This window comes from Flavobacterium enshiense DK69 (genome assembly GCF_000498495.1).
GTDB lineage: Bacteria > Bacteroidota > Bacteroidia > Flavobacteriales > Flavobacteriaceae > Flavobacterium > Flavobacterium enshiense.
The window spans coordinates 142684-161940 of sequence record NZ_AVCS01000015.1 but is presented as its reverse complement, the minus strand read 5'-3'; the positions used below and the strand labels follow the sequence as shown (position 1 = coordinate 161940).

16 protein-coding genes are annotated in these 19257 nt (G+C 38.8%); 3 read left to right on the top strand and 13 right to left on the bottom strand.

The genetic code is table 11. The features are described 5' to 3' along the window. Nucleotides 1-24: 24 nt before the first annotated feature. The 8 genes from ffh to argS all read right to left on the bottom strand — a co-directional run bounded on the left by ffh (nucleotide 25) and on the right by argS (nucleotide 9148). Nucleotides 25-1362, bottom strand: a complete 1338-nt coding sequence (gene ffh, locus FEDK69T_RS10705) for a signal recognition particle protein (protein ID WP_023574181.1) — start codon at nucleotides 1360-1362, stop codon at nucleotides 25-27. A gap of 120 nt (nucleotides 1363-1482) precedes the next feature. Continuing rightward, nucleotides 1483-1950, bottom strand: a complete 468-nt coding sequence (locus FEDK69T_RS10700; RefSeq protein ID WP_023574180.1) for a hypothetical protein — start codon at nucleotides 1948-1950, stop codon at nucleotides 1483-1485. 110 nt (nucleotides 1951-2060) lie between these two features. After that, nucleotides 2061-2252 (bottom strand): hypothetical protein, encoded by a 192-nt coding sequence (locus tag FEDK69T_RS10695; protein ID WP_023574179.1) that lies wholly within the window; start codon nucleotides 2250-2252, stop codon nucleotides 2061-2063. A gap of 67 nt (nucleotides 2253-2319) precedes the next feature. After that, entirely contained in the window at nucleotides 2320-2652 is a 333-nt protein-coding gene (locus FEDK69T_RS10690) for a hypothetical protein (RefSeq protein ID WP_035629649.1), read from the bottom strand. Nucleotides 2653-2717: 65 nt separating this feature from the next. After that, complete coding sequence (locus FEDK69T_RS10685; protein WP_023574177.1) at nucleotides 2718-4403, bottom strand: MBOAT family O-acyltransferase; 1686 nt, start codon at nucleotides 4401-4403, stop codon at nucleotides 2718-2720. Between the two features lies 1 nt (nucleotide 4404). Then, on the bottom strand, nucleotides 4405-5826 hold the full coding sequence (locus FEDK69T_RS10680) for a GDSL-type esterase/lipase family protein (RefSeq protein ID WP_035629647.1): 1422 nt from the start codon (nucleotides 5824-5826) through the stop codon (nucleotides 4405-4407). Continuing rightward, the gene (locus FEDK69T_RS10675; protein WP_023574175.1) at nucleotides 5816-7270 is read right to left on the bottom strand and encodes an SGNH/GDSL hydrolase family protein; all 1455 of its coding nucleotides are present in this window, start codon (nucleotides 7268-7270) and stop codon (nucleotides 5816-5818) included. Before FEDK69T_RS10675 ends, FEDK69T_RS10680 begins: the two co-directional genes overlap by 11 nt. Nucleotides 7271-7372: 102 nt before the next feature. Continuing rightward, entirely contained in the window at nucleotides 7373-9148 is a 1776-nt protein-coding gene (gene argS, locus FEDK69T_RS10670) for an arginine--tRNA ligase (protein WP_023574174.1), read from the bottom strand. Nucleotides 9149-9400: 252 nt separating this feature from the next. Here argS and FEDK69T_RS10665 point away from each other — a divergent pair, with 252 nt between their 5' ends. Beyond that, entirely contained in the window at nucleotides 9401-11893 is a 2493-nt protein-coding gene (locus FEDK69T_RS10665; RefSeq protein ID WP_023574173.1) for a TonB-dependent receptor domain-containing protein, read from the top strand. A gap of 80 nt (nucleotides 11894-11973) precedes the next feature. On the opposite strand, the gene FEDK69T_RS10660 is transcribed toward FEDK69T_RS10665, so the two are convergent. Both FEDK69T_RS10660 and FEDK69T_RS10655 read right to left on the bottom strand, forming a co-directional pair. Continuing rightward, the gene (locus tag FEDK69T_RS10660; RefSeq protein WP_023574172.1) at nucleotides 11974-12639 is read right to left on the bottom strand and encodes a sterol desaturase family protein; all 666 of its coding nucleotides are present in this window, start codon (nucleotides 12637-12639) and stop codon (nucleotides 11974-11976) included. Nucleotides 12640-12729: 90 nt separating this feature from the next. Continuing rightward, nucleotides 12730-13737: a 3-oxoacyl-ACP synthase III family protein gene (locus tag FEDK69T_RS10655; RefSeq protein WP_035629753.1), complete on the bottom strand. Its 1008-nt coding sequence runs from the start codon at nucleotides 13735-13737 to the stop codon at nucleotides 12730-12732. Nucleotides 13738-13929: 192 nt separating this feature from the next. Here FEDK69T_RS10655 and FEDK69T_RS10650 point away from each other — a divergent pair, with 192 nt between their 5' ends. Continuing rightward, nucleotides 13930-16344, top strand: a complete 2415-nt coding sequence (locus FEDK69T_RS10650; protein ID WP_023574169.1) for a S9 family peptidase — start codon at nucleotides 13930-13932, stop codon at nucleotides 16342-16344. A gap of 40 nt (nucleotides 16345-16384) precedes the next feature. On the opposite strand, the gene FEDK69T_RS10645 is transcribed toward FEDK69T_RS10650, so the two are convergent. Together FEDK69T_RS10645 and FEDK69T_RS10640 are read right to left on the bottom strand one after the other, a co-directional pair. After that, nucleotides 16385-16771 carry a hypothetical protein gene (locus FEDK69T_RS10645; RefSeq protein ID WP_023574168.1) on the bottom strand — a complete coding sequence of 129 codons (387 nt, stop codon included), beginning with the start codon at nucleotides 16769-16771 and terminating at the stop codon, nucleotides 16385-16387. Nucleotides 16772-16773: 2 nt separating this feature from the next. Then, on the bottom strand, nucleotides 16774-17718 hold the full coding sequence (locus FEDK69T_RS10640; RefSeq protein WP_023574167.1) for an ABC transporter ATP-binding protein: 945 nt from the start codon (nucleotides 17716-17718) through the stop codon (nucleotides 16774-16776). A gap of 141 nt (nucleotides 17719-17859) precedes the next feature. On the opposite strand from FEDK69T_RS10640, the gene FEDK69T_RS10635 reads away from it, so the two are divergent. Further along, a complete protein-coding gene (locus tag FEDK69T_RS10635; RefSeq protein WP_023574166.1) occupies nucleotides 17860-18486 on the top strand; it encodes an outer membrane beta-barrel protein in 627 nt (208 codons plus the stop codon). Nucleotides 18487-18562: 76 nt separating this feature from the next. On the opposite strand, the gene FEDK69T_RS10630 is transcribed toward FEDK69T_RS10635, so the two are convergent. Then, on the bottom strand, nucleotides 18563-19249 hold the full coding sequence (locus FEDK69T_RS10630; protein ID WP_023574165.1) for an OmpA family protein: 687 nt from the start codon (nucleotides 19247-19249) through the stop codon (nucleotides 18563-18565). Nucleotides 19250-19257: the final 8 nt, after the last annotated feature.

The following is a 19257-nucleotide window of genomic DNA, read 5'->3' as shown; positions in this document are numbered from 1 at the left end:
ATTGCTCACGTCTTTATTATTCCTCTATCTCATTCCTTTCATTCCGCCCATCATTCGCATTAGGTTTTTACCTCCTGCTCCCTGCATCATCTTCATCATTTTGCTCATTTGGTCGAACTGTTTCAGCAACTGATTTACCTGTTGAATATCAGTACCCGAACCTTTTGCGATTCTCAGTTTGCGTTTCGCATCTAAAAGTGCAGGTTTAGTTCTTTCTGCCGGTGTCATCGAATGAATAATTGCCTCAATATGTTTGAAAGCATCATCTTCAATTTCAACATCTTTTAACGCTTTTCCGGCTCCAGGGATCATGCCGACTAAGTCTTTCATGTTACCCATTTTTTTCACCTGTTGGATTTGCGTTAAGAAATCATCGAAACCGAATTCGTTTTTGGCAATTTTCTTCTGTAATTTACGAGCCTCTTCTTCATCGTATTGCTCCTGTGCTCTTTCTACTAAGGAAACAACGTCTCCCATTCCAAGAATACGGTCTGCCATACGAGATGGGTAGAAAACGTCAATCGCTTCCATTTTTTCACCCGTACCGATAAATTTAATCGGTTTATTCACTACGGATTTGATGGAAATCGCTGCTCCACCACGGGTATCACCATCTAATTTGGTCAATACCACTCCGTCGAAATTCAATCGATCATTAAACGCTTTAGCAGTATTCACGGCATCCTGTCCTGTCATGGAATCCACTACGAATAATGTTTCCTGAGGCTGGATTGCTTTGTGAACGTTTGCGATCTCGGTCATCATCTCTTCATCTACCGCCAAACGACCGGCCGTATCGACAATTACAACATTGAAACCGTTAGATTTAGCATGTTTGATTGCATTTTCAGCAATGGAAACCGCGTTTTTATTTTCAGGCTCTGAATATACTTCAACACCAATCTGCTCACCAACTACGTGCAACTGATTAATCGCCGCCGGACGGTAAATATCACAGGCTACCAAAAGCGGTTTCTTTCCTTTTTTGGTTTTTAGGAAATTAGCCAGCTTACCGGAGAAAGTGGTTTTACCCGAACCCTGTAAACCAGACATTAAAATCACGGTAGGGCTTCCCGTCAAGGTAATTCCTGACACATCACCTCCCATCAATTCCGTCAACTCGTCTTTTACAAGTTTCACCATCAACTGACCCGGCTGTAATGTTGTTAATACATCCTGACCGATAGCTTTCTCTTTTACGCGAGTGGTAAAATCTTTGGCAATCTTAAAGTTAACATCGGCATCAAGTAAAGCACGACGAACCTCTTTTAAAGTATCCGCAACGTTTACTTCGGTGATTTTTCCGTGCCCCTTTAATATATGAAAGGCTTTATCGAGTTTATCGCTTAAATTATCAAACATGATAGTTTTTGTTTAATGAGGTGCAAAGATAATATAAAGTCGCAAAGGTGCAAAGTGACAGAGGCGCAAAGTTTTAACTTCCTTACACTAAAAAACCAGTCTGCTGACTGGTTCTGTGTATTAATTCTTTTCAAAAGTGAGATAATCAGTTCCTCCTCCACCACCGCTAACATCGGTTAACTGTATTTTTGTGGAAGTATTTCCCATCACTTCCCAATCGTCTGTCAAATCCTCGAAGTCAGGCGGAGAATCAAAACCAACATTAAAGTGAACGTCTTCCGGACTGTCATCGCTACTGCTGCTCTCCGTAACTGACCATGTCCCGGTATAGGTATTGCTTCCATTGGTCGCTGTTAAAGCACCACTCGATCCAAAGGTAAAATTGTATCCTGCAAAATGGGACGTTTCATTAGTATCTGAATCGAAAAAATAGGTTATTCTCCAGGTTCCCGACGTAACGGCACTTTTTATCTCATTGATGGTCTGACTGTTGTTTGACGATGAACTACTACTGTCGTTACTGTCGGAACAACCAAAACTAACCGCAAGCAAAACAACTGCTATTGAAAGGTTCATTATTTTTCTCATGATGTTGACTTTTAATTACTTGCATAAATATACTGCTTTTTTTTAAAACAAAACCATTCAAAAAAAAACGCCCCGATTTCTCGGGACGTCTAACTGATAATCTTAAAAAATTATGCTTTTTTAGCAGCACAGCAAGATTTTTTCTCACCTGATGCACATGCTTTTTTCTCTTCTGCAGAACAAGCTGCTTTTTTAGTGGTTGCCTCTTTCTTAGCTGGGCCAGCTTGTTTTTTCTCCTGAGCAGTTACGTTCATTGATACTGTAAATAATGCTACTGCTAAAATTGCTACGATATTTTTCATAATGTTTTTGTTTTAAAATTATTTAATTGTTTGTTTTTCAATTTGTTTCTTGATTGATGTTTAGTTATTAGGCGTTTGTTTCCGGCGGATGCCAAAACGTATTGTAATAATTAGGTATAAACGTTTTTTCGTAAATTAACTTATTCTGTTTATTATCATCAAAAACATCAGGTATAGATAGATTCTGAATCTGTTGAACGATAAACTGTCCGGCCGAAAAATTCAGATTCAAAACACATTTCTCTTTCTGACAGCCTTCAGGCACACCACCAGTTTGACAACAACCATTATCCGCCAAAGCTTCGCAACAGTCGGAAAAATGCGACTTTACCACACGCAGTGTAGAGACTCCTGAAAGAAGCACAAAATAAAAGGTTAGTATGGTTGTTAAAACTTTCATCGATTCAAATATAAAAATAAATTTGAATCACAAAATTTTTTAAAATCTTATAATTTTCTTAAAAATTAGAATTGGAAATAAATAAAAGGCTGAGGACCTGCAGAAGCGGTAGCATAAACCAACCAATACACCAATCCTAAAAGTATCGCTTTCAAAATAATCGGTAAGGCTTTGAAAATACCCTGCATTTTTTCCACCAACTTTTCAGGAAGATAATGCCATGCGAATCCTATTGCCATAAGCAGAAATACATTTTTATACCCTTGCCCGACAATTTTCCATTGTTCCCAATCAAACGTTACTTTCCCAATATTGTTGATTAATTCCAACGCGGTAGTAAAATCTTTAGCGCGAAAGAAAATCCAACAGAACGTTACAAAATGAAAGGTCAGCAATACTGACACTACCAGCCAAACAGTGCCTAAAAAAGATGGTTTAGCATCCTTTTTGGAAGGAAAAAACTCCATAATAATCTTATGCACCGCCAAAGCCATTCCGTGCAATGCCCCCCAAATGATGAAACGCAGACTGGCTCCATGCCATAATCCCCCCAATAACATTGTTGTCATCAGATTGACATTGGTAAACAGTGTGCGTTCTTTTTCTTTAGACAACAAACAGGTCAGTGCAAAAAGAACTGTAGCGCCAACAGCTACAATAAGCGGAATATTACTGATAGGCGACTGCGTAATTCCCCACACAATCAATCCGAAGAAAAATAAGGCCGGGAATAAAAATCCTGCAAACGTACCATTACGGTTACCTCCTACCGATATATATAAAAAGTCTTTTAACCACGTTGACAATGATATGTGCCATCTTCTCCAGAATTCGGTTATAGATGCCGACTGATATGGCGTTCTGAAGTTGGTTGGCAATTTAAAACCAAGCAATAAAGCCACACCTATAGCCATATCGGAATATCCCGAAAAGTCACAATAAATCTGAATCGCATAACCATAAGACGCCATCAGATTTTCAAAAGCTGTGTAAGCAGAAGGAGCATCAAAAACACGGTCCACAAAATTGATGGATATATAATCGGAAATTACTGTTTTCTTAATCAATCCGCCTATAATCAACAAAAAAGCCCTGTTGATATCTTCCTTGGTTACATTTAATTTCTGATAAATCTGCGGAAGAAAATCCTTTGCACGTACGATCGGCCCCGCTACCAACTGAGGGAAAAACGACACGAAAAACAAGTAATCCACATAGTTCTTAGTAGGTTCAATTTCTTTACGGTAAATCTCAATAATATAACTTATCGACTGAAAAGTGTAGAACGAAATCCCGACAGGAAGAATGATTTTCTGAAATTCGAAATGACCGCCGGCAACAGAATTATAGGTGTCAATTATGAAATTCGTATACTTGAAATATCCTAAAAAACTTAAATTCAGAACAATACTGAAAGCCAAACACAATTTCTTATTCAATACACTTTGCGTTCGGTGTACCAGATTCCCTAGATTATAATCCACTATAGAAGAACCTACCAGCAACAAAAAGAAAACGCCACTCGATTTGTAATAGAAAAACAAAGAGAACAAGATAACGTATACCAGTCGTGGGTAAAATGTATTTTTAAGCGCAATATAAATACTGTAAAACACCAAAAACAGCCCTAAAAAAAGACCTGTATTGAACAAAATAGGCTCTTTCGGATTATAAACAAACCAATTCTGAACTGTTTCTGCGTTTATGGATGTAAAAAGTGAGGCAATATTTTGGGCAAACCAATCCTGCATATTATTTCTTCTTTGTTGCTTTAAAATTTTCGTAAGCGTCTATCAATGCCTGACTGAATAACGCTCCCTGTTTTTCATACCCTGCCTTAGTGTAATGTACCTTATCCCCCGACATTAAACCCTGACGGTAATTACGGTTCACGCCATACATTCCGCCCATAATGGCAAATAAATCCCAAGATGCATGATTGCCCGCTACAGCCTGATTATTGATAGCTCGTGCATAATCATCAGCAAAACGATTCAGCGAACGACGGTACAACAAGGAAGGCGGGGTTGACATCACTAAAACTTCCGCATTTGGGTTTTTAGCTTTAATGTTCGACAGAAAAGTGCTCAGCTGATTCATATAATCCTGAACCGGCATTTTGTCGAATGTTTCGTTTGTTCCCAATGAAACGATTATCAAATCAGCCTCCAATGCAGGAACCTGATCGAAAAACATTGGGCATTTATTGTAATCCGATGCTTTAGCACCATTTACACCGATCGCGCTATAGGTAATTCCGGGTTCGTTTTTTTCAAAAATCAATCCGTTTAAGGCAAAAGTCGATGCACTTTTATTCGGAATCAGGTAAATCTTGTCCATCAGCGTTTCCGAATAAAAACTATGCGTAGCAGCATCTTGAGTCAGCGGAAGCGGAATAAATTCAGAATGCTTCACGCTTCTTTTCTGCATTTCATTCGTTGGGATTTTCAATGTTTTTCCGGCACGGATCTTATCCGATTTCAAACCGTTCGCTTTTTTTAACTCGGCTACGGAAATATTGTATTTATCGGCAATTGTTGAAATAGCTTCACCGTTTTTAATTTTGTGAACAATTTTCTTCGGCACATTCGATTCTAAAACAATGGTTTTAGAACTGGTTGCCATATCAAATTGAGCCGCATTACCCGGAGTCACGATTTTCATCGTATTAAACTGATAATTGTTGTCCTTAACATTGATTTCAACCGCAAAACCTTTACTTTTTGTGGTAAGCGAGATGCCGCTCAAACCAACAGGACTGCCGTTTCTTTCTTTGGTAATTTTATGCGTATTCCAATCGGCATTAGATGAATATCGCATAAAATAACTTCCGTTAGTTCTTGCCAGATTGTGTGGAAATGAAAACCCTAAACCACCGTTTCCGAATTTCTCCTGAAGATTTTTTCTGATAACCCCTGTAAACAAATCAGCCTGTATGTGAGAATCCCCAATATGAACTACACGTACTTTTCCTGTTTTAGTCGTCTCCAGCAGATACAGTTTCTCGAAGAACTTTTCTAAGGCTTTGGTGTTTGAAATGGCATTTTCACCATAACTCACTTTGGATTCCATATCCAATGTATCGACTTCCACCATAGTAGAATCGACCACCTGAGCAGTTACTGTTGGCGAAAATAACAAGCCAAAAAGCACTATGAAAAGCTTACTCCACATGAACACTATCGGTTTTAACGCTGATACTATCTGTTGTTTTCTCTACAGGTTTCGGTTGCTTTCTGTTGGCACGCAAGCGCTTAAATTGCTCGTAACCACCATAAACCTGATTGTAAATCATGCTTGAAATCTTCTTGGCGCCTCGGTAATTAAAATGCGTATAATCTTTATTGGCCGATGCAGGTACTTCTTCCACCCATTTCACCATCGAACCATCACCTCCCATTAAAGTGTACAAATTCACATAACCGGCTCCAGACTGAATAGCATATTTTTTCTGTGCTTTAGTCAACGGAACTACCGCCGAGTCCGTTTTCATGTCCATATCGTATTTAGTGGCTTTATCAGCTGTGGAAACAATCAAAATAGCAACACCCGGGAAACATTCTTTCAAATGATTCACCACGTTTTTCATGCGTTTTTCATACCAGGTATAATTTAAGGAACCGTAATTCAACACGTTGGTCCCGTAATGCAGAACGATTAAATCGTATCCCAATTTCTCATGAAACTGACGCATTACCTGGGTATTGAAGGTAGAAATCGGTAAACCGGAATTCCCTCTGTTCGAGAAATTATCTACATGAACGCCTTTTCCGTCATCGAAATTCAGTCCGTAAACTGGAATGGAATCCGCTTTAATGAAATCAAGTTTCAAATTTTTAGTGGTGTTTCCGAGTACCAAAGTATTAACCAGCTTATTTGGAGAGAGTTTCTTGTAAACCGTATCATTCCCCACTTTGAAAGCAATTTTCCCGCTTCGGTTATTTGATTTTCCGTAGAAAAGAGTCGGATTGTACAATTCAGATAAGTTTGGCAGATTACTTGCCTTATATTTTACCCATTCCACGTTAGACGTATCATTTGCAAAAAATACATGACCATTCACACCGAAAGGACTGCGCGGTTTTTTCACGTTCAGGTAGGATTGGGTTTTCCAGTTCCCCGAAAATTCATGTTTGATGGAATTACGCGATGCTGCAGATTCCGAAGTAATATTCACAAAACCTACACCCTGACCGCCAAATTTATTTTGAAAATTGGCTCTAAAATCCTGAACAATCATATCACCATCGGTCATGGAATCGCCGAAATATGCGATGCGAACATTTCCTTGATGCTTGGTTTCCAACTGAAACAATTTCTCATAAAACTGAATCAAATGCTGAAATCCTTTATAATCCTCAAATTTTTCATCAGGAAAAGTGATGCCGTCCACAGCTGTAAAAGAAATGGGCTGATTGGAAAGCGTGTCTCCATCGGCAGCATTTTTATCTTCTTCTAAAGCTTCCAAAAGCAAACTGTCAATTACCACATTTTTGGAATTAACCGTACTCTCCGAAAAAAGTTTCTTTGGCAAAATCGATTTAAAAACAAGGAATGCCGCTATGGAAACAGCAAAAATTGTAAACGATTGAACAAAGTAGGATTTATTTTGACTCATTTTATTTATTTAGGGATTAGTTAGAAGGGATAAGGGAATAGTTAAAAACTTGTACCTGTAATTCTCTTCTCCCTTTTCCCTTTTCTCTAGCCACTTTTATTTTTACATTCTCTCTGGAACATCGATTCCCAACAAACCAAATGCCGATTTGATTACTTCGCCCACTTTTTTGGATAATTGAACGCGGAATACTTTCTTCGCCAGATCCTCTTCCCCTAAAATAGAAACGGCCTGATAGAATGAATTGTATTCTCTTACCAAATCATATAAATAGTTTGCTATTAACGCAGGACTGTGGTGTTTAGCCGCATCTTGGATTACCACTGGAAATTCCTCCATTAGTTTTAGCAGTTCTTTTTCTTTTTCGTGAATTTCCACTGCTGCATCTGTATTCAAGTCGAAGTCGGTTTTTCTTAAAATCGATTGGATACGCGCATACGTATATTGAATGAAAGGCCCTGTATTACCAGCAAAATCAACTGATTCTTCCGGATTGAACATCATTCCTTTTTTCGGGTCCACTTTAAGCATATAATATTTTAAAGCGCCCATTCCGATGGTTTTATACAACTTCGCTTTTTCCTCTTCGGAATAACCTTCCAATTTCCCTAATTCTTCAGATATTTCACGTGCCGTTACGACCATTTCTTCGATCAAATCATCAGCATCCACAACCGTTCCTTCACGGGATTTCATTTTTCCGGATGGCAATTCCACCATTCCGTATGACAAATGATACAAGCTTTCAGCCCACTCGAAACCTAATTTTTTCAGGATCAGAAACAATACTTTAAAGTGATAATCCTGTTCATTTCCGACAGTATACACCATTCCGCCCACATCCGGATTGTCTTTCACACGCTGAATCGCCGTACCGATATCCTGTGTCATATAAACAGCTGTACCATCTGAACGCAATACAATTTTTCGATCTAAACCATCTTCGGTCAGATCAATCCAAACTGAACCGTCCGGATCTTTTTCGAAAATGCCTTTTTCCAATCCGAAGCTCACGACTTCTTTTCCTAACAAGTACGTATTGCTTTCATAATAGTACGAATCAAAACCAACACCCAAATCATTATAAGTGACTGCAAAACCGTCGTAAACCCATTGGTTCATGGTTTTCCAAAGTCCCACCACCTCCGGTTTACCAGCTTCCCAGTCCAAAAGCATTTGCTGAGCCTCCAAAATCATCGGGGCCTGTTTTTTTGCTTCTTCTTCCGATTTACCTTGTGCCATTAAGGCTGAAATTTCCGATTTATAAGCTTTATCGAATTCCACGTAATATTTCCCAACCAGTTTATCACCTTTCAAACCAGATGTTTCAGGCGTTTCTCCGTTTCCGAATTTCTGCCAGGCCAACATCGACTTACAAATATGAATTCCTCGGTCGTTGATAATTTGGGTTTTGTATACTTTTTTGCCCGATGCCTTTATAATTTCAGCCACGGAATATCCTAAAAGGATGTTTCTGACATGGCCTAAGTGTAACGGTTTGTTAGTATTTGGTGAAGCAAATTCCACCATGGTCGCTTTTGCATCTTCTTTCGGAGTTACAAAACCATAGTTGTCGATATTTTTTATACTGTTGAAAAAATTCAAGTAATAGGCATCGGAAATTACGATGTTCAAAAATCCGGAAACTACATTAAAACGGGCTACTTCTGTTACATTTTGAACCAGATAATCGCCGATTTTGTTTCCTAATTCAACCGGATTGCTTTTCACAAGTTTCAGAAGCGGAAAAATTACAACGGTAATATCACCTTCGAACTCCCTGCGGGTGGCCTGAAATTCCACTTTTTCAAGTGTCACATCAAATATATCCTGAACCGCTTTCTGGATTTTTTCCGTAAGAATTTGTTGAAGCATCATATTTTTTGATTTTTTAAGGGTGCAAAGATACGTTTAATTGCAGAATTTGAAAATTCGAAAATCAGAAATTTTAACATTGAAATTCAGCGCTTTGTCGAATAAAAATCACAAATAAACATTTTTTTCAGAGTTATTTGTAACAAAAATACACTTTTGGAGTCTACTATTGTCATGCAGCAGGAGTATTTCTGCAGTAATGAATTTTATCATAACCCTAATTAATCATCAATCAAATCAAATCAAATCAAAAGTATGAAACTTAAGTTGTTTATAATTTGTTTCCTGAGCTCACTTGGGTCGGCATTTGCACAGGCACCTTCAGCAGCACTAGGGAGTGTATCGGGAAAAGTAGTCGACAAGGCCACAAAGGAACCAATCGGCTATGCTTCGGTTTCCGTAAAAGAAGGCGATAAAGTAGTAACGGGAGCGGTTACGCAGGATAACGGAAACTTCAACATTCCCAACCTCGAATTAAAAAGTTATACTTTAGTAGTTCAATTCATCGGATACAAAACTTTTAGCAAAGCATTTACGTTAACCAGTGCCGATAAATCGATAAATTTCGGCACGATCGCCATTGAATCCGAAGCCACGCAACTGGAAGGCGTTAACATTGTAGCCGAACGTTCCAACATCGTACAGAAAATCGACCGAAAAGTGGTGAATGTGGGGAAAGACTTGATCGCATCAGGTACGACTGCTTCTGAAATCATGAACAATATTCCGACGGTAAGCATCGACCCACAGACCAAAGAGTTAAGCCTTAGAGGAAACTCCAATGTTCGTGTATTAATCGACGGAAAACCATCAAACATTGAGGCATCTCAGTTATTACAGCAGATTCCGTCTTCTTCCATCAAACAGATTGAACTAATCACCAGTCCGTCTGCAAAATACAATCCTGAAGGAATGAGCGGTATCATCAATATCATTTTACACAAAAACACAAGCAATGGTTTCAATGGAACGATTAACGCCGGGGTTACCTTTGGAATAACACCAAAAACAAACACGGCCCTAAATCTTAACTACAGAGTAGGAAAAGTGAATTTCTACTCAAATTATGGTTACAATCACGGTATCAACGCGAATCACGGCTGGGTAAACAGTGCTAATCCCGGTCAGGAAAATTTACAAAATTTTGAATTCAGAAACCTGGGCAATTCGCACGTTTTAAAACTGGGTATGGATTATTACATCAACGATAAAAACACATTATCCATATACTCGAATCAGAACATCGCACACACTGATGGTTACGGAAAAACAATCGTAGACTATTTCGACACAACTAACAACGACACCTACCAGCATTTCGACAACGAAAATGAGAACAAAACACAAACGTACGATCTGGCTTTCAAACATGATTTTGATAAAAAAGGTGAAAACATAGAGTTCCAGGCCAACTATTCGAAAACTAAAAACAATGAGAATACGGACTACGACAATACTGCAACCATAACCAATGGTCCAATATCCAAAGAATCAACAGCATTAAACCTGATTGACGGTGTTACGAATTATGCCCAGTTTAATATTGACTACGTGAACCCATTATCAGAATCTCTGAAAATGGAATTGGGTGCGGAAAGCCGAATTCAAACAACTGAAAGCGATTTCATCTCTACAGAAGACGGAAATGAATACATTACACCATATATTTTCTCCAAAGATTCTAACTACGATTTTACATTCGACAGAAACATTCATGCCGTATATTCTAATTTCAGCAAACAATGGAATTCTAAATTGAGCTCTCAACTCGGACTAAGAGCAGAGTACTATGAAATCAAAGGAGATTTCCACAGATTTGACTACAACTTCCAATCCAATCTGACCCCTCAGACTAAGACAGAAACGCAGGATGATACTGTAACAGATGAAATCTTTACTGTATATCCTTCCCTATTTGTAAATTACGCGGCTAATGAAAAAGACTCCTATAATTTCAACTACTCCAGACGTGTAGATCGCCCTAGTATCGGACAATTAAGTCCTATCAGGGAATGGACTACACCATTGATGGAATCAAGAGGTAATCCGACCTTAGAACCGCAATTCACTAACTCCGTTGAAGTAAATTACACCCGAAACACTAAAATGGGTTCCATTACTTCTGGGGTATTTTACAGACACATTACTAACGAAATTTCAAGAGTGGTTTACGTCGACCCTAACGATGAAACTAGAAAAATTCTTTCCTACGACAATTTTGATGATAACAACGCCTATGGAATTGAGTCGTCCGCTAACTTGAAATTCACAAAATGGTGGGCTGCCAATGTTAGTGCTGATGCTTATTTCAAGACAGTTAAAGGTACCGTTCAAAATGCTGTTACATTTGAATTGGAAAATGCACAGGCTGACGTAACGACTTTCAATGCCCGAATGAATAACACGTTTACAGCTACGAAAGACCTACGCTTCCAGTTGTTCGGAATGTACAGAGGTGAAGATTTAAGTTTACAGTTCGAGCGTGCAGCAATGTATAAAGTTGATTTCGGGATGACTTATAACGTTTTAAAAGGAATGGGAACATTTACGTTACGATTCAACGATGTTTTCGACACGATGCATTTCGCCTTCGACGGAAACATTCCATACAGACAGTACGGTGAATTCTACTGGGAGAACCAAACAGTTTATATGGGCTTCAACTATATGTTTGGTGGAGGAAAAAACAAAGCCTTACAACACAAACAACGTGACGCCAACGAAACACAAGGTGGCGGAATGTTCTAAAAATCGAGTTTTTTAGTTTTTCAATATTTATATTTCAAAAAAACCTCGGAGAATGTCAACTCCGAGGTTTTTTGTTTTTGTTATTTATCAAATTTCAGTGCGTCCGCTTTTTCTTTATCCTCTTTGTGCTTTCGGAAGTCAAAAGTAGTTCCGAAAACTTTATCCCAAAAAGTGTTACTTACTCCGTATCCCAAATGCTCGTCTCTGTAATGATGCATCTGGTGGTTGCGCCACAAAGGTCTCATAAATTCAAAAGGCGGCTCAATGGCATGAATGGCGTAATGCATCGAAGCATAAAGCAAGTAACCAAACATAAAGCCTGGAAAAAATGCCCAATTGTAGTCCCATAAAATAAGATAATGCAACCCGAACAGTGTCGAAGACAAAATCAGGCTTGGAACTGGAGGCATAAACAAACGGTCTTTATCTTTCGGATACTCATGATGATTGCCGTGCATGATGTATGCGACTTTTTTCATCTTGATATTCTCGCTTACCATATGAAACAAATAACGATGCGCCACGTATTCAAAAAAAGTCCAATAAAGCATTCCGCCCACAAACAAACCCGCTGTTAACAAAACCGATAATCCATAAACTGAATGGGCACGATAGACCAAATAGGATAATATCGGAATATACATGCTCCATATCAATATCGGATTGCCCTTGGTGAGCATTTCCAAATACTTGTTCTCAAATAGTCTTGCCTGACCTTCGTTGAACACTGCTACTCTTCTTGCCATTTGTTTCGCATTTTAAAATTAGTTTCCTAAAATTAATAATTAATTTCAAAAAATAGCAAACAAAACTCAGCGAATTAACACAAAAGTAAATTACCAGCGAATAATAACACTTCCCCAGGTAAATCCGCTTCCGAAAGCCGCCAAAACAACCAGATCACCTTCTTTAATCTTTCCTTTCTCCCAGGCTTCGGTTAAAGCAATCGGAATTGAAGCTGCTGTCGTGTTACCGTATTTCTGGATATTATTGTAAACCTGATCGTCGGTCAATTTAAATTTCTGCTGAATGAATTGTGAAATTCTCAGATTAGCCTGATGCGGTATCAGCATATTTATATCGGAAACCTGCAAATTATTCGCTTGTAAACCTTCGTTGATTACCTCGCTGAAACGAACCACTGCATTTTTGAACACAAATTGACCGTTCATATACGGATAATAGCTCTCGTCGTTCGGATCGTTGTCTGCAATGATATCGGTTATCCAACGTTTCCCCATTCCCGGAGCCTGCAACGCGAGTTCTTCTGCATGCTGCCCTTCCGAATGAAGATGAGTGGAAAGTATACCTTTCGTAGTATCTTCTTCACGACTCATAACGGCAGCTCCAGCTCCGTCACCAAAAATAACAGAAACGCCACGGCCTCTCGTGCTCATATCCAATCCTGTGGAATGTACTTCAGAACCGATAACCAAAATATTTTTATACATCCCGGTTTTGATGTACTGATCGGCAATAGAAACCGCATACACAAATCCGGAACACTGATTTCTTACGTCAAGCGCTCCAACAGTGCGCAATCCTAAATCACGCTGAACCAAAACTCCAGGACCCGGAAAATAATAATCCGGACTCAAAGTAGCGAATATTACGAAATCAATATCCTCTTTGGCAACTCCCGAACGTTCAATGGCAATAGCGGCAGCTTTCACGCCCATTGATGTTGTAGTGTCTTCTCCTCGAATAATATGGCGACGTTCCTGAATTCCGGTTCGCTCCTGAATCCATTCGTCATTAGTATCCATTATTTTAGAAAGGTCGTCGTTGGTAACAATATTATCTGGGACGTAATAACCTAATCCCGTAATTTTTGAGTGGTACATCATTTTAGTTTTTATTAAAATAGGGTTCTTCAAATTTAAACATTATTGGCACCGGAATAAGTAATAGGCTACTTTTTTTCAATGTATAGCGAACATATCCGATAAATCCTTCATTTTTAACATCGTTTTCATCTGATTTATTATCCGGTTGTAGTATTTTAGAGGCGAAATTCATTAAATCAATCACTTTTTATGAAACTACTTTATAAATTAGTGTTTTTTTTACTTTTAGGATCTCCTCTGTTTGCCCAGGAAAACCTTAAGTATCAGAAACCTTCCAAGGAAATTTTAGCTCTCGCAGACTATGAAAGAGCTCCATCGGTAACCATGGATACCAAAAAAGAATGGATGCTTTTAACCTATCGCAATACTTACAAAAACCTCGAAGATTTAAACCAGGAGGAAATGAGGCTGGGTGGTTTACGAATCAATCCGATAACCAATATTTCCAGTACGGTAACTTACGTCAGCAATCTGAAAGTCCGCAGAATAAAAGACAAAAATGAAACGCAGGTTATCGGTTTGCCTGAAAATGCTAAAATCACCAACCTTTCCTGGTCTCCGGACGAAAAGAAAATTGCTTTCACACACACCACGAATTCAGGCGTAGAGCTTTGGGTATTGGATATTGTTTCCGCGAAAGCAACAAAGCTTACTTCCGCAACCCTTAATGCCAATATGGGCAACCCTATTAACTGGTACCGAGACGGACAAAACCTTCTGGTAAAAATGCTTGTTCCAAACCGACCTGCCCTGATTGATCCTAAAAAAGATTTGCCGACAGGCCCAACAACTTCCAACAGTGAAGGAAAAGTATCCCAAAACAGAACGTTTCAGGATTTGCTTAAAAATAAAACCGACGAAACCAACTTCGAAACACTGGTACGTTCGGAATTATACAAAATCGATTTAAACGGAAAAGCCGAATTGTTTAAAAAAGCTGATATGTATGCAGGTGAAAGTTTTTCTCCGGACGGTAATTACCTAATGATTTCCATGCTTCAGAAACCTTTTTCCTATATCGTACCGCTTGGCCGTTTTCCACAAAAAACCGTTGTTTATGATAAATCCGGAAACGAGGTTAAAACCGTAAACGAAGTTCCGCTTAACGAAATTATGCCTAAAGGTTTTATGGCCGTGCGTACCGGAAAAAGAAACATGAGTTGGAGAAACGACACTCCGGCTACTTTATATTATGTGGAAGCTTTGGACGGCGGCGATCCTGCAAATAAAGTTGATTTCAGGGACGAAGTTTTCCTGTGGAATGCTCCGTTTACTTCGGCACCGGTTTCCTTAGTAAAAACTCCGCAGCGCTATGAAGGAATCATTTGGGGCAATGACAGAATTGCCGTGGTATATGACAATTGGTATGATACCCGAAACGTTAAAACGTATTTAATCAATCCTTCAAATCCAACGGAAACCCCAAAAATGATTTCCGACAGAAATGCTCAAGACATTTACTCTGATCCGGGTAATTTTGAAACAAAAAAGAATAATTACAACAGACATGTTCTTGCTTTAGAAGGAGATAACGCTTACTTACTTGGAGACGGTTTTACAAAAGACGGTCAGTTCCCTTTTATTGACGAATTCAATACCAAAACCTTAAAATCGAAACGTTTATATCAGTCGGCTTTCAAGAATAAAAAGGAAGATATCGTATCCATTGAAGATTTTAAAAAGGGATTGGTTTTGGTGCAAATTCAATCGCCAACGGAATTCCCGAATTACTATTTCAGAGATATCAAATCGAAAGACAAAATCACTCCAATAACGACGTTTAAGAATCCGTTTGAAAGCATCAAAAATGTTCACAAGGAAGTTCTGAAGTACAAACGCAAAGACGGTGTGGAATTATCCGGAACCTTATACCTTCCGGCAAACTACGACAGAAAAACAAAGACAGAAAAACTTCCTCTTTTAATTTGGGCCTACCCTGCTGAATTTAAAGACAAGAATTCGGCCGGGCAATCCAGTCAAAACCCGAACGAATTCACATTTCCAAACTATGGTTCTTTTGTTTATTGGGTAACCAAAGGCTATGCCGTGTTGGATGATGCGTCTTTCCCAATAATCGGGGAAGGGAAAACAGAGCCTAACGACACGTTTATTTCTCAATTGGTGGCCAATGGAGAAGCCGCTATTGATGCCGTTGACAAATTAGGGTACATCAACCGTAAAAAAGTGGCTGTGGGCGGGCATTCGTATGGTGCTTTCATGACCGCTAATTTATTGTCACATTCCAATTTGTTTGCCTGCGGAATTGCGCGTAGTGGAGCTTATAACCGAACTTTAACACCTTTCGGATTCCAAAACGAGCAGCGAAATTACTGGGAAGCTTCAAACATTTACAATGAAATGTCTCCGTTCATGAATGCGGAAAAAATGAAAACCCCATTATTATTGGTTCATGGTGAGGCAGACAACAACCCCGGTACATTTACATTACAGACCGAACGCTATTTCCAGGCGTTGAAAGGATTGGGCGCACCGGCCAGAATGCTGATTTTACCTAAGGAATCACATGGTTATGCAGCTAAAGAAAATATTTTCCACCTGTTGTGGGAACAGGATCAGTTTTTGGAAAAATACCTGAAAAACTAATACAAAAAAAACCCCGAACTGTTTAATTCGGGGTTTTATTTTATAAAAATCGTTCTTTTATCATTTTTATTTTCAGATTGCGTTCCATCGAAAAAGTGGCTGTTTTGCTATCGATATGCTCATAAATCTTCAAAGCTTTTTTAGAAAAATCTTCCGCATTGGTTTTTACTAAAATATCAGCAAACAATTCGAGATTTTCTACACTGAAATATTCATTTTGAAGTAAAAAAGGAACCACTTCGTGTAACTGCAACTTCTGAATATCATTAAGATCAAAGCCTAAGGTTTCTTTAAACACTGTACTATTTTCAGAAACTGATTCAGTCATTTCACATTCAGAATCAGCACCGGTCATCTTCTCAAGCACTTTTCTGAGAAAGAATCCCAACTGATTTATCTGTTTGGACAATAAGTCTTCTTTTGCCATGATTAACTTATCATTAGAGTTACTTCTGCATTGATTTCCAATTCAGTTTCGTGCTCGAAGAAAATTACTTTCCGATCCGAAACCGATTTAATCAGATAATGACTCCCTTTATAATAACACTGTCTGACATTCGCCTTTAAAAAACCATTTTCCACAACTTTTAACTGATGAGGATACAGTAAAAGCGTTTCATCCTTGTCAACCTCATCTGTCAGTTGCGACAATTGCAGCTCATTAACCTCTCCAAAAAGTGAAGCTACGTATTTTGTTTCAGGATTATTATAAATAGTGGCCGAAGCACCTCTGGCAACCACTTTACCATTTCTCAGAATAATAGTCTCATCCGAAAAAGAAAGAGCGTCCACACTATCGTGTGTGGCAATTATAACGGTAATCCCTTTGGATTTGAGATAAGCGAACAAATTTCTTCGCAAGGCATTTTTTCTGAAATTATCAATATGACTGAAGGGTTCGTCCAGCAATAAAACCTCTGGCTCCAAAGCTAAAACTTTTGCCAATGCCACTCGTTGCTGCTGCCCTCCGCTAAGGTATTTTGCTTTCACATCGGCAAATTCCGTCATCTCTACAATTTCAAGCAATTCCTGAATCCGCTGTTTTTTTTCTTCAGGATAAAAATTGGAAAGATATTTACCTACGTTCTCAGCAACAGTTATGTAAGGCATCAAATCAAAATCCTGAGCAAGGTATTTCATAAACGGCATGCCGGGCACCAAATTAAATTTCGGCCCCAAGACTTCAGTTTCATTCCAAAAAATATGGCCTACATCCAAATCATGCAAACCATATATCAGTTTCAGCAACGTACTTTTTCCACAGCCGCTTTCGCCCAGAACTGCCACGTTTTTCCCCTTGGGAACAGCAAACGCGATGTTGTGAATAATTTTCTTTTCTGTATATCCGAAAGAAATAGTTTTTACCTGTAACATTGTTTTTTATTAGGCCTGCAAATTTAACTGGTATTACACTATATCTGAATTATTGACTACTTTTTTTTAACAAATCTATCAGATATTTAAAAGTTTATATTTAATATTGCGTTCCCTAAAAACTAAAAAACCTACAAATGCATGAGTTTTTCAACTAAAAAACTGGCCTTGGTATTACTATTTACCTCTTCATTGACTTTTGGCCAGCGCACACATAGTACTGTATCGATAGACGCCAATTTTGGAATATCAGGCGTGAAAGACCCTGAACTCATTGATCCGGTTCATTTCGATTTCGGTGGGAGATACATGTTTGGAGAAGTCTGGGGTATAAAACTGGATTATGGTTTTGATAAATTCAGAACACAGAAATCACCCCTGGAAATGGGTCTCAATTCCAACAGAATTTCCCTCCAGGCAGCCTGCAACCTGACTAACCTAGTAGACCAGAGAAGTTACTTTTACAACCGCAGTTTCAATTTGCTGACGCACGCGGGAGTTGGGTATTCATGGCAAAAATCGGTAACTATTAAAAGAGGTGGCACCGATGAAATCGGACATCTAATTGTCGGCATTAATCCTCAGTATTCAATTACTGAGAACCTTGCCATTGGAATTGATTTTACCACATTGATTCATTTTTCCCAACATTATTGGTTTGACGGAACATACACCTACGTTGACCCCGTTTTTAACGGAACCCCTAACGGAACATCGACGCTTATTTATAATCTGAGTGCTGGATTATCTTATACTTTTGGAGAATAGCCATAAACAATAAAAACATATTACAATAAAAAAATCCCGATTGAGTCGGGATTTTTTTATGATTTAATACTGAAAATTAATTTCCAGCTTCTTTCTTAGCCTCCTGAATCATTTTCTCGTTGGCTGTAATAGCAAATTCTACACGTCTATTCATACTTTGTCCTTCTTTAGTATCATTAGACGCAATTGGTTGCTCCATTCCCATTCCTTTGGTTACAAATCTTGTCGATACCAACCCTTTTGATATCAAATATTTTTTAACTTCATCTGCTCTTTTTTGAGACAAGGTCAGGTTATACTCCTTTGCACCAACATTATCGGTAAATCCGTAAATATTAATATTTGTTTCGTTGTATTCATTAAAAATCGGAATCAACTTATCCAGATTTGCCTGAGCCTGCGGAGTAAGTGTTGATTTGTTTGTGGCGAAACGAATAGCATCCTCTTTTAAAGTAATATGGATGGCCTCACCTACTCGTTCTACGTCAGCGCTTGGCAATGCCTCATCGATGGCGCGAGCCTGTTTATCCATTTTGTTACCGATAACTGCTCCGGTACCTCCACCAACAGCAGCTCCGATGGCAGCACCCCACGCAGCTCCTTTTGAACCACCTGCCAACGCTCCTATCCCGGCACCCAAAAGAGCACCTCCTGTAGCGCCATACACCGCTCCTTTTTGTGTATTGCTTGCTGATTTACAACCTGTAAACAACACACTGATTACTAACAATATCGCTAATGCTGAAATTTTATATGTTCTCATGATACTTG

Coding starts and splice junctions, on each gene's coding strand:
- ffh (WP_023574181.1), bottom strand. CDS start 1,362: ATGTTTGATAATTTAAGCGATAAACTCGATAAAGCCTTTCATATATTA.
- FEDK69T_RS10700 (WP_023574180.1), bottom strand. CDS start 1,950: ATGAGAAAAATAATGAACCTTTCAATAGCAGTTGTTTTGCTTGCGGTT.
- FEDK69T_RS10695 (WP_023574179.1), bottom strand. CDS start 2,252: ATGAAAAATATCGTAGCAATTTTAGCAGTAGCATTATTTACAGTATCA.
- FEDK69T_RS10690 (WP_035629649.1), bottom strand. CDS start 2,652: ATGAAAGTTTTAACAACCATACTAACCTTTTATTTTGTGCTTCTTTCA.
- FEDK69T_RS10685 (WP_023574177.1), bottom strand. CDS start 4,403: ATGCAGGATTGGTTTGCCCAAAATATTGCCTCACTTTTTACATCCATA.
- FEDK69T_RS10680 (WP_035629647.1), bottom strand. CDS start 5,826: ATGTGGAGTAAGCTTTTCATAGTGCTTTTTGGCTTGTTATTTTCGCCA.
- FEDK69T_RS10675 (WP_023574175.1), bottom strand. CDS start 7,270: ATGAGTCAAAATAAATCCTACTTTGTTCAATCGTTTACAATTTTTGCT.
- argS (WP_023574174.1), bottom strand. CDS start 9,148: ATGATGCTTCAACAAATTCTTACGGAAAAAATCCAGAAAGCGGTTCAG.
- FEDK69T_RS10665 (WP_023574173.1), top strand. CDS start 9,401: ATGAAACTTAAGTTGTTTATAATTTGTTTCCTGAGCTCACTTGGGTCG.
- FEDK69T_RS10660 (WP_023574172.1), bottom strand. CDS start 12,639: ATGGCAAGAAGAGTAGCAGTGTTCAACGAAGGTCAGGCAAGACTATTT.
- FEDK69T_RS10655 (WP_035629753.1), bottom strand. CDS start 13,737: ATGTACCACTCAAAAATTACGGGATTAGGTTATTACGTCCCAGATAAT.
- FEDK69T_RS10650 (WP_023574169.1), top strand. CDS start 13,930: ATGAAACTACTTTATAAATTAGTGTTTTTTTTACTTTTAGGATCTCCT.
- FEDK69T_RS10645 (WP_023574168.1), bottom strand. CDS start 16,771: ATGGCAAAAGAAGACTTATTGTCCAAACAGATAAATCAGTTGGGATTC.
- FEDK69T_RS10640 (WP_023574167.1), bottom strand. CDS start 17,718: ATGTTACAGGTAAAAACTATTTCTTTCGGATATACAGAAAAGAAAATT.
- FEDK69T_RS10635 (WP_023574166.1), top strand. CDS start 17,860: ATGAGTTTTTCAACTAAAAAACTGGCCTTGGTATTACTATTTACCTCT.
- FEDK69T_RS10630 (WP_023574165.1), bottom strand. CDS start 19,249: ATGAGAACATATAAAATTTCAGCATTAGCGATATTGTTAGTAATCAGT.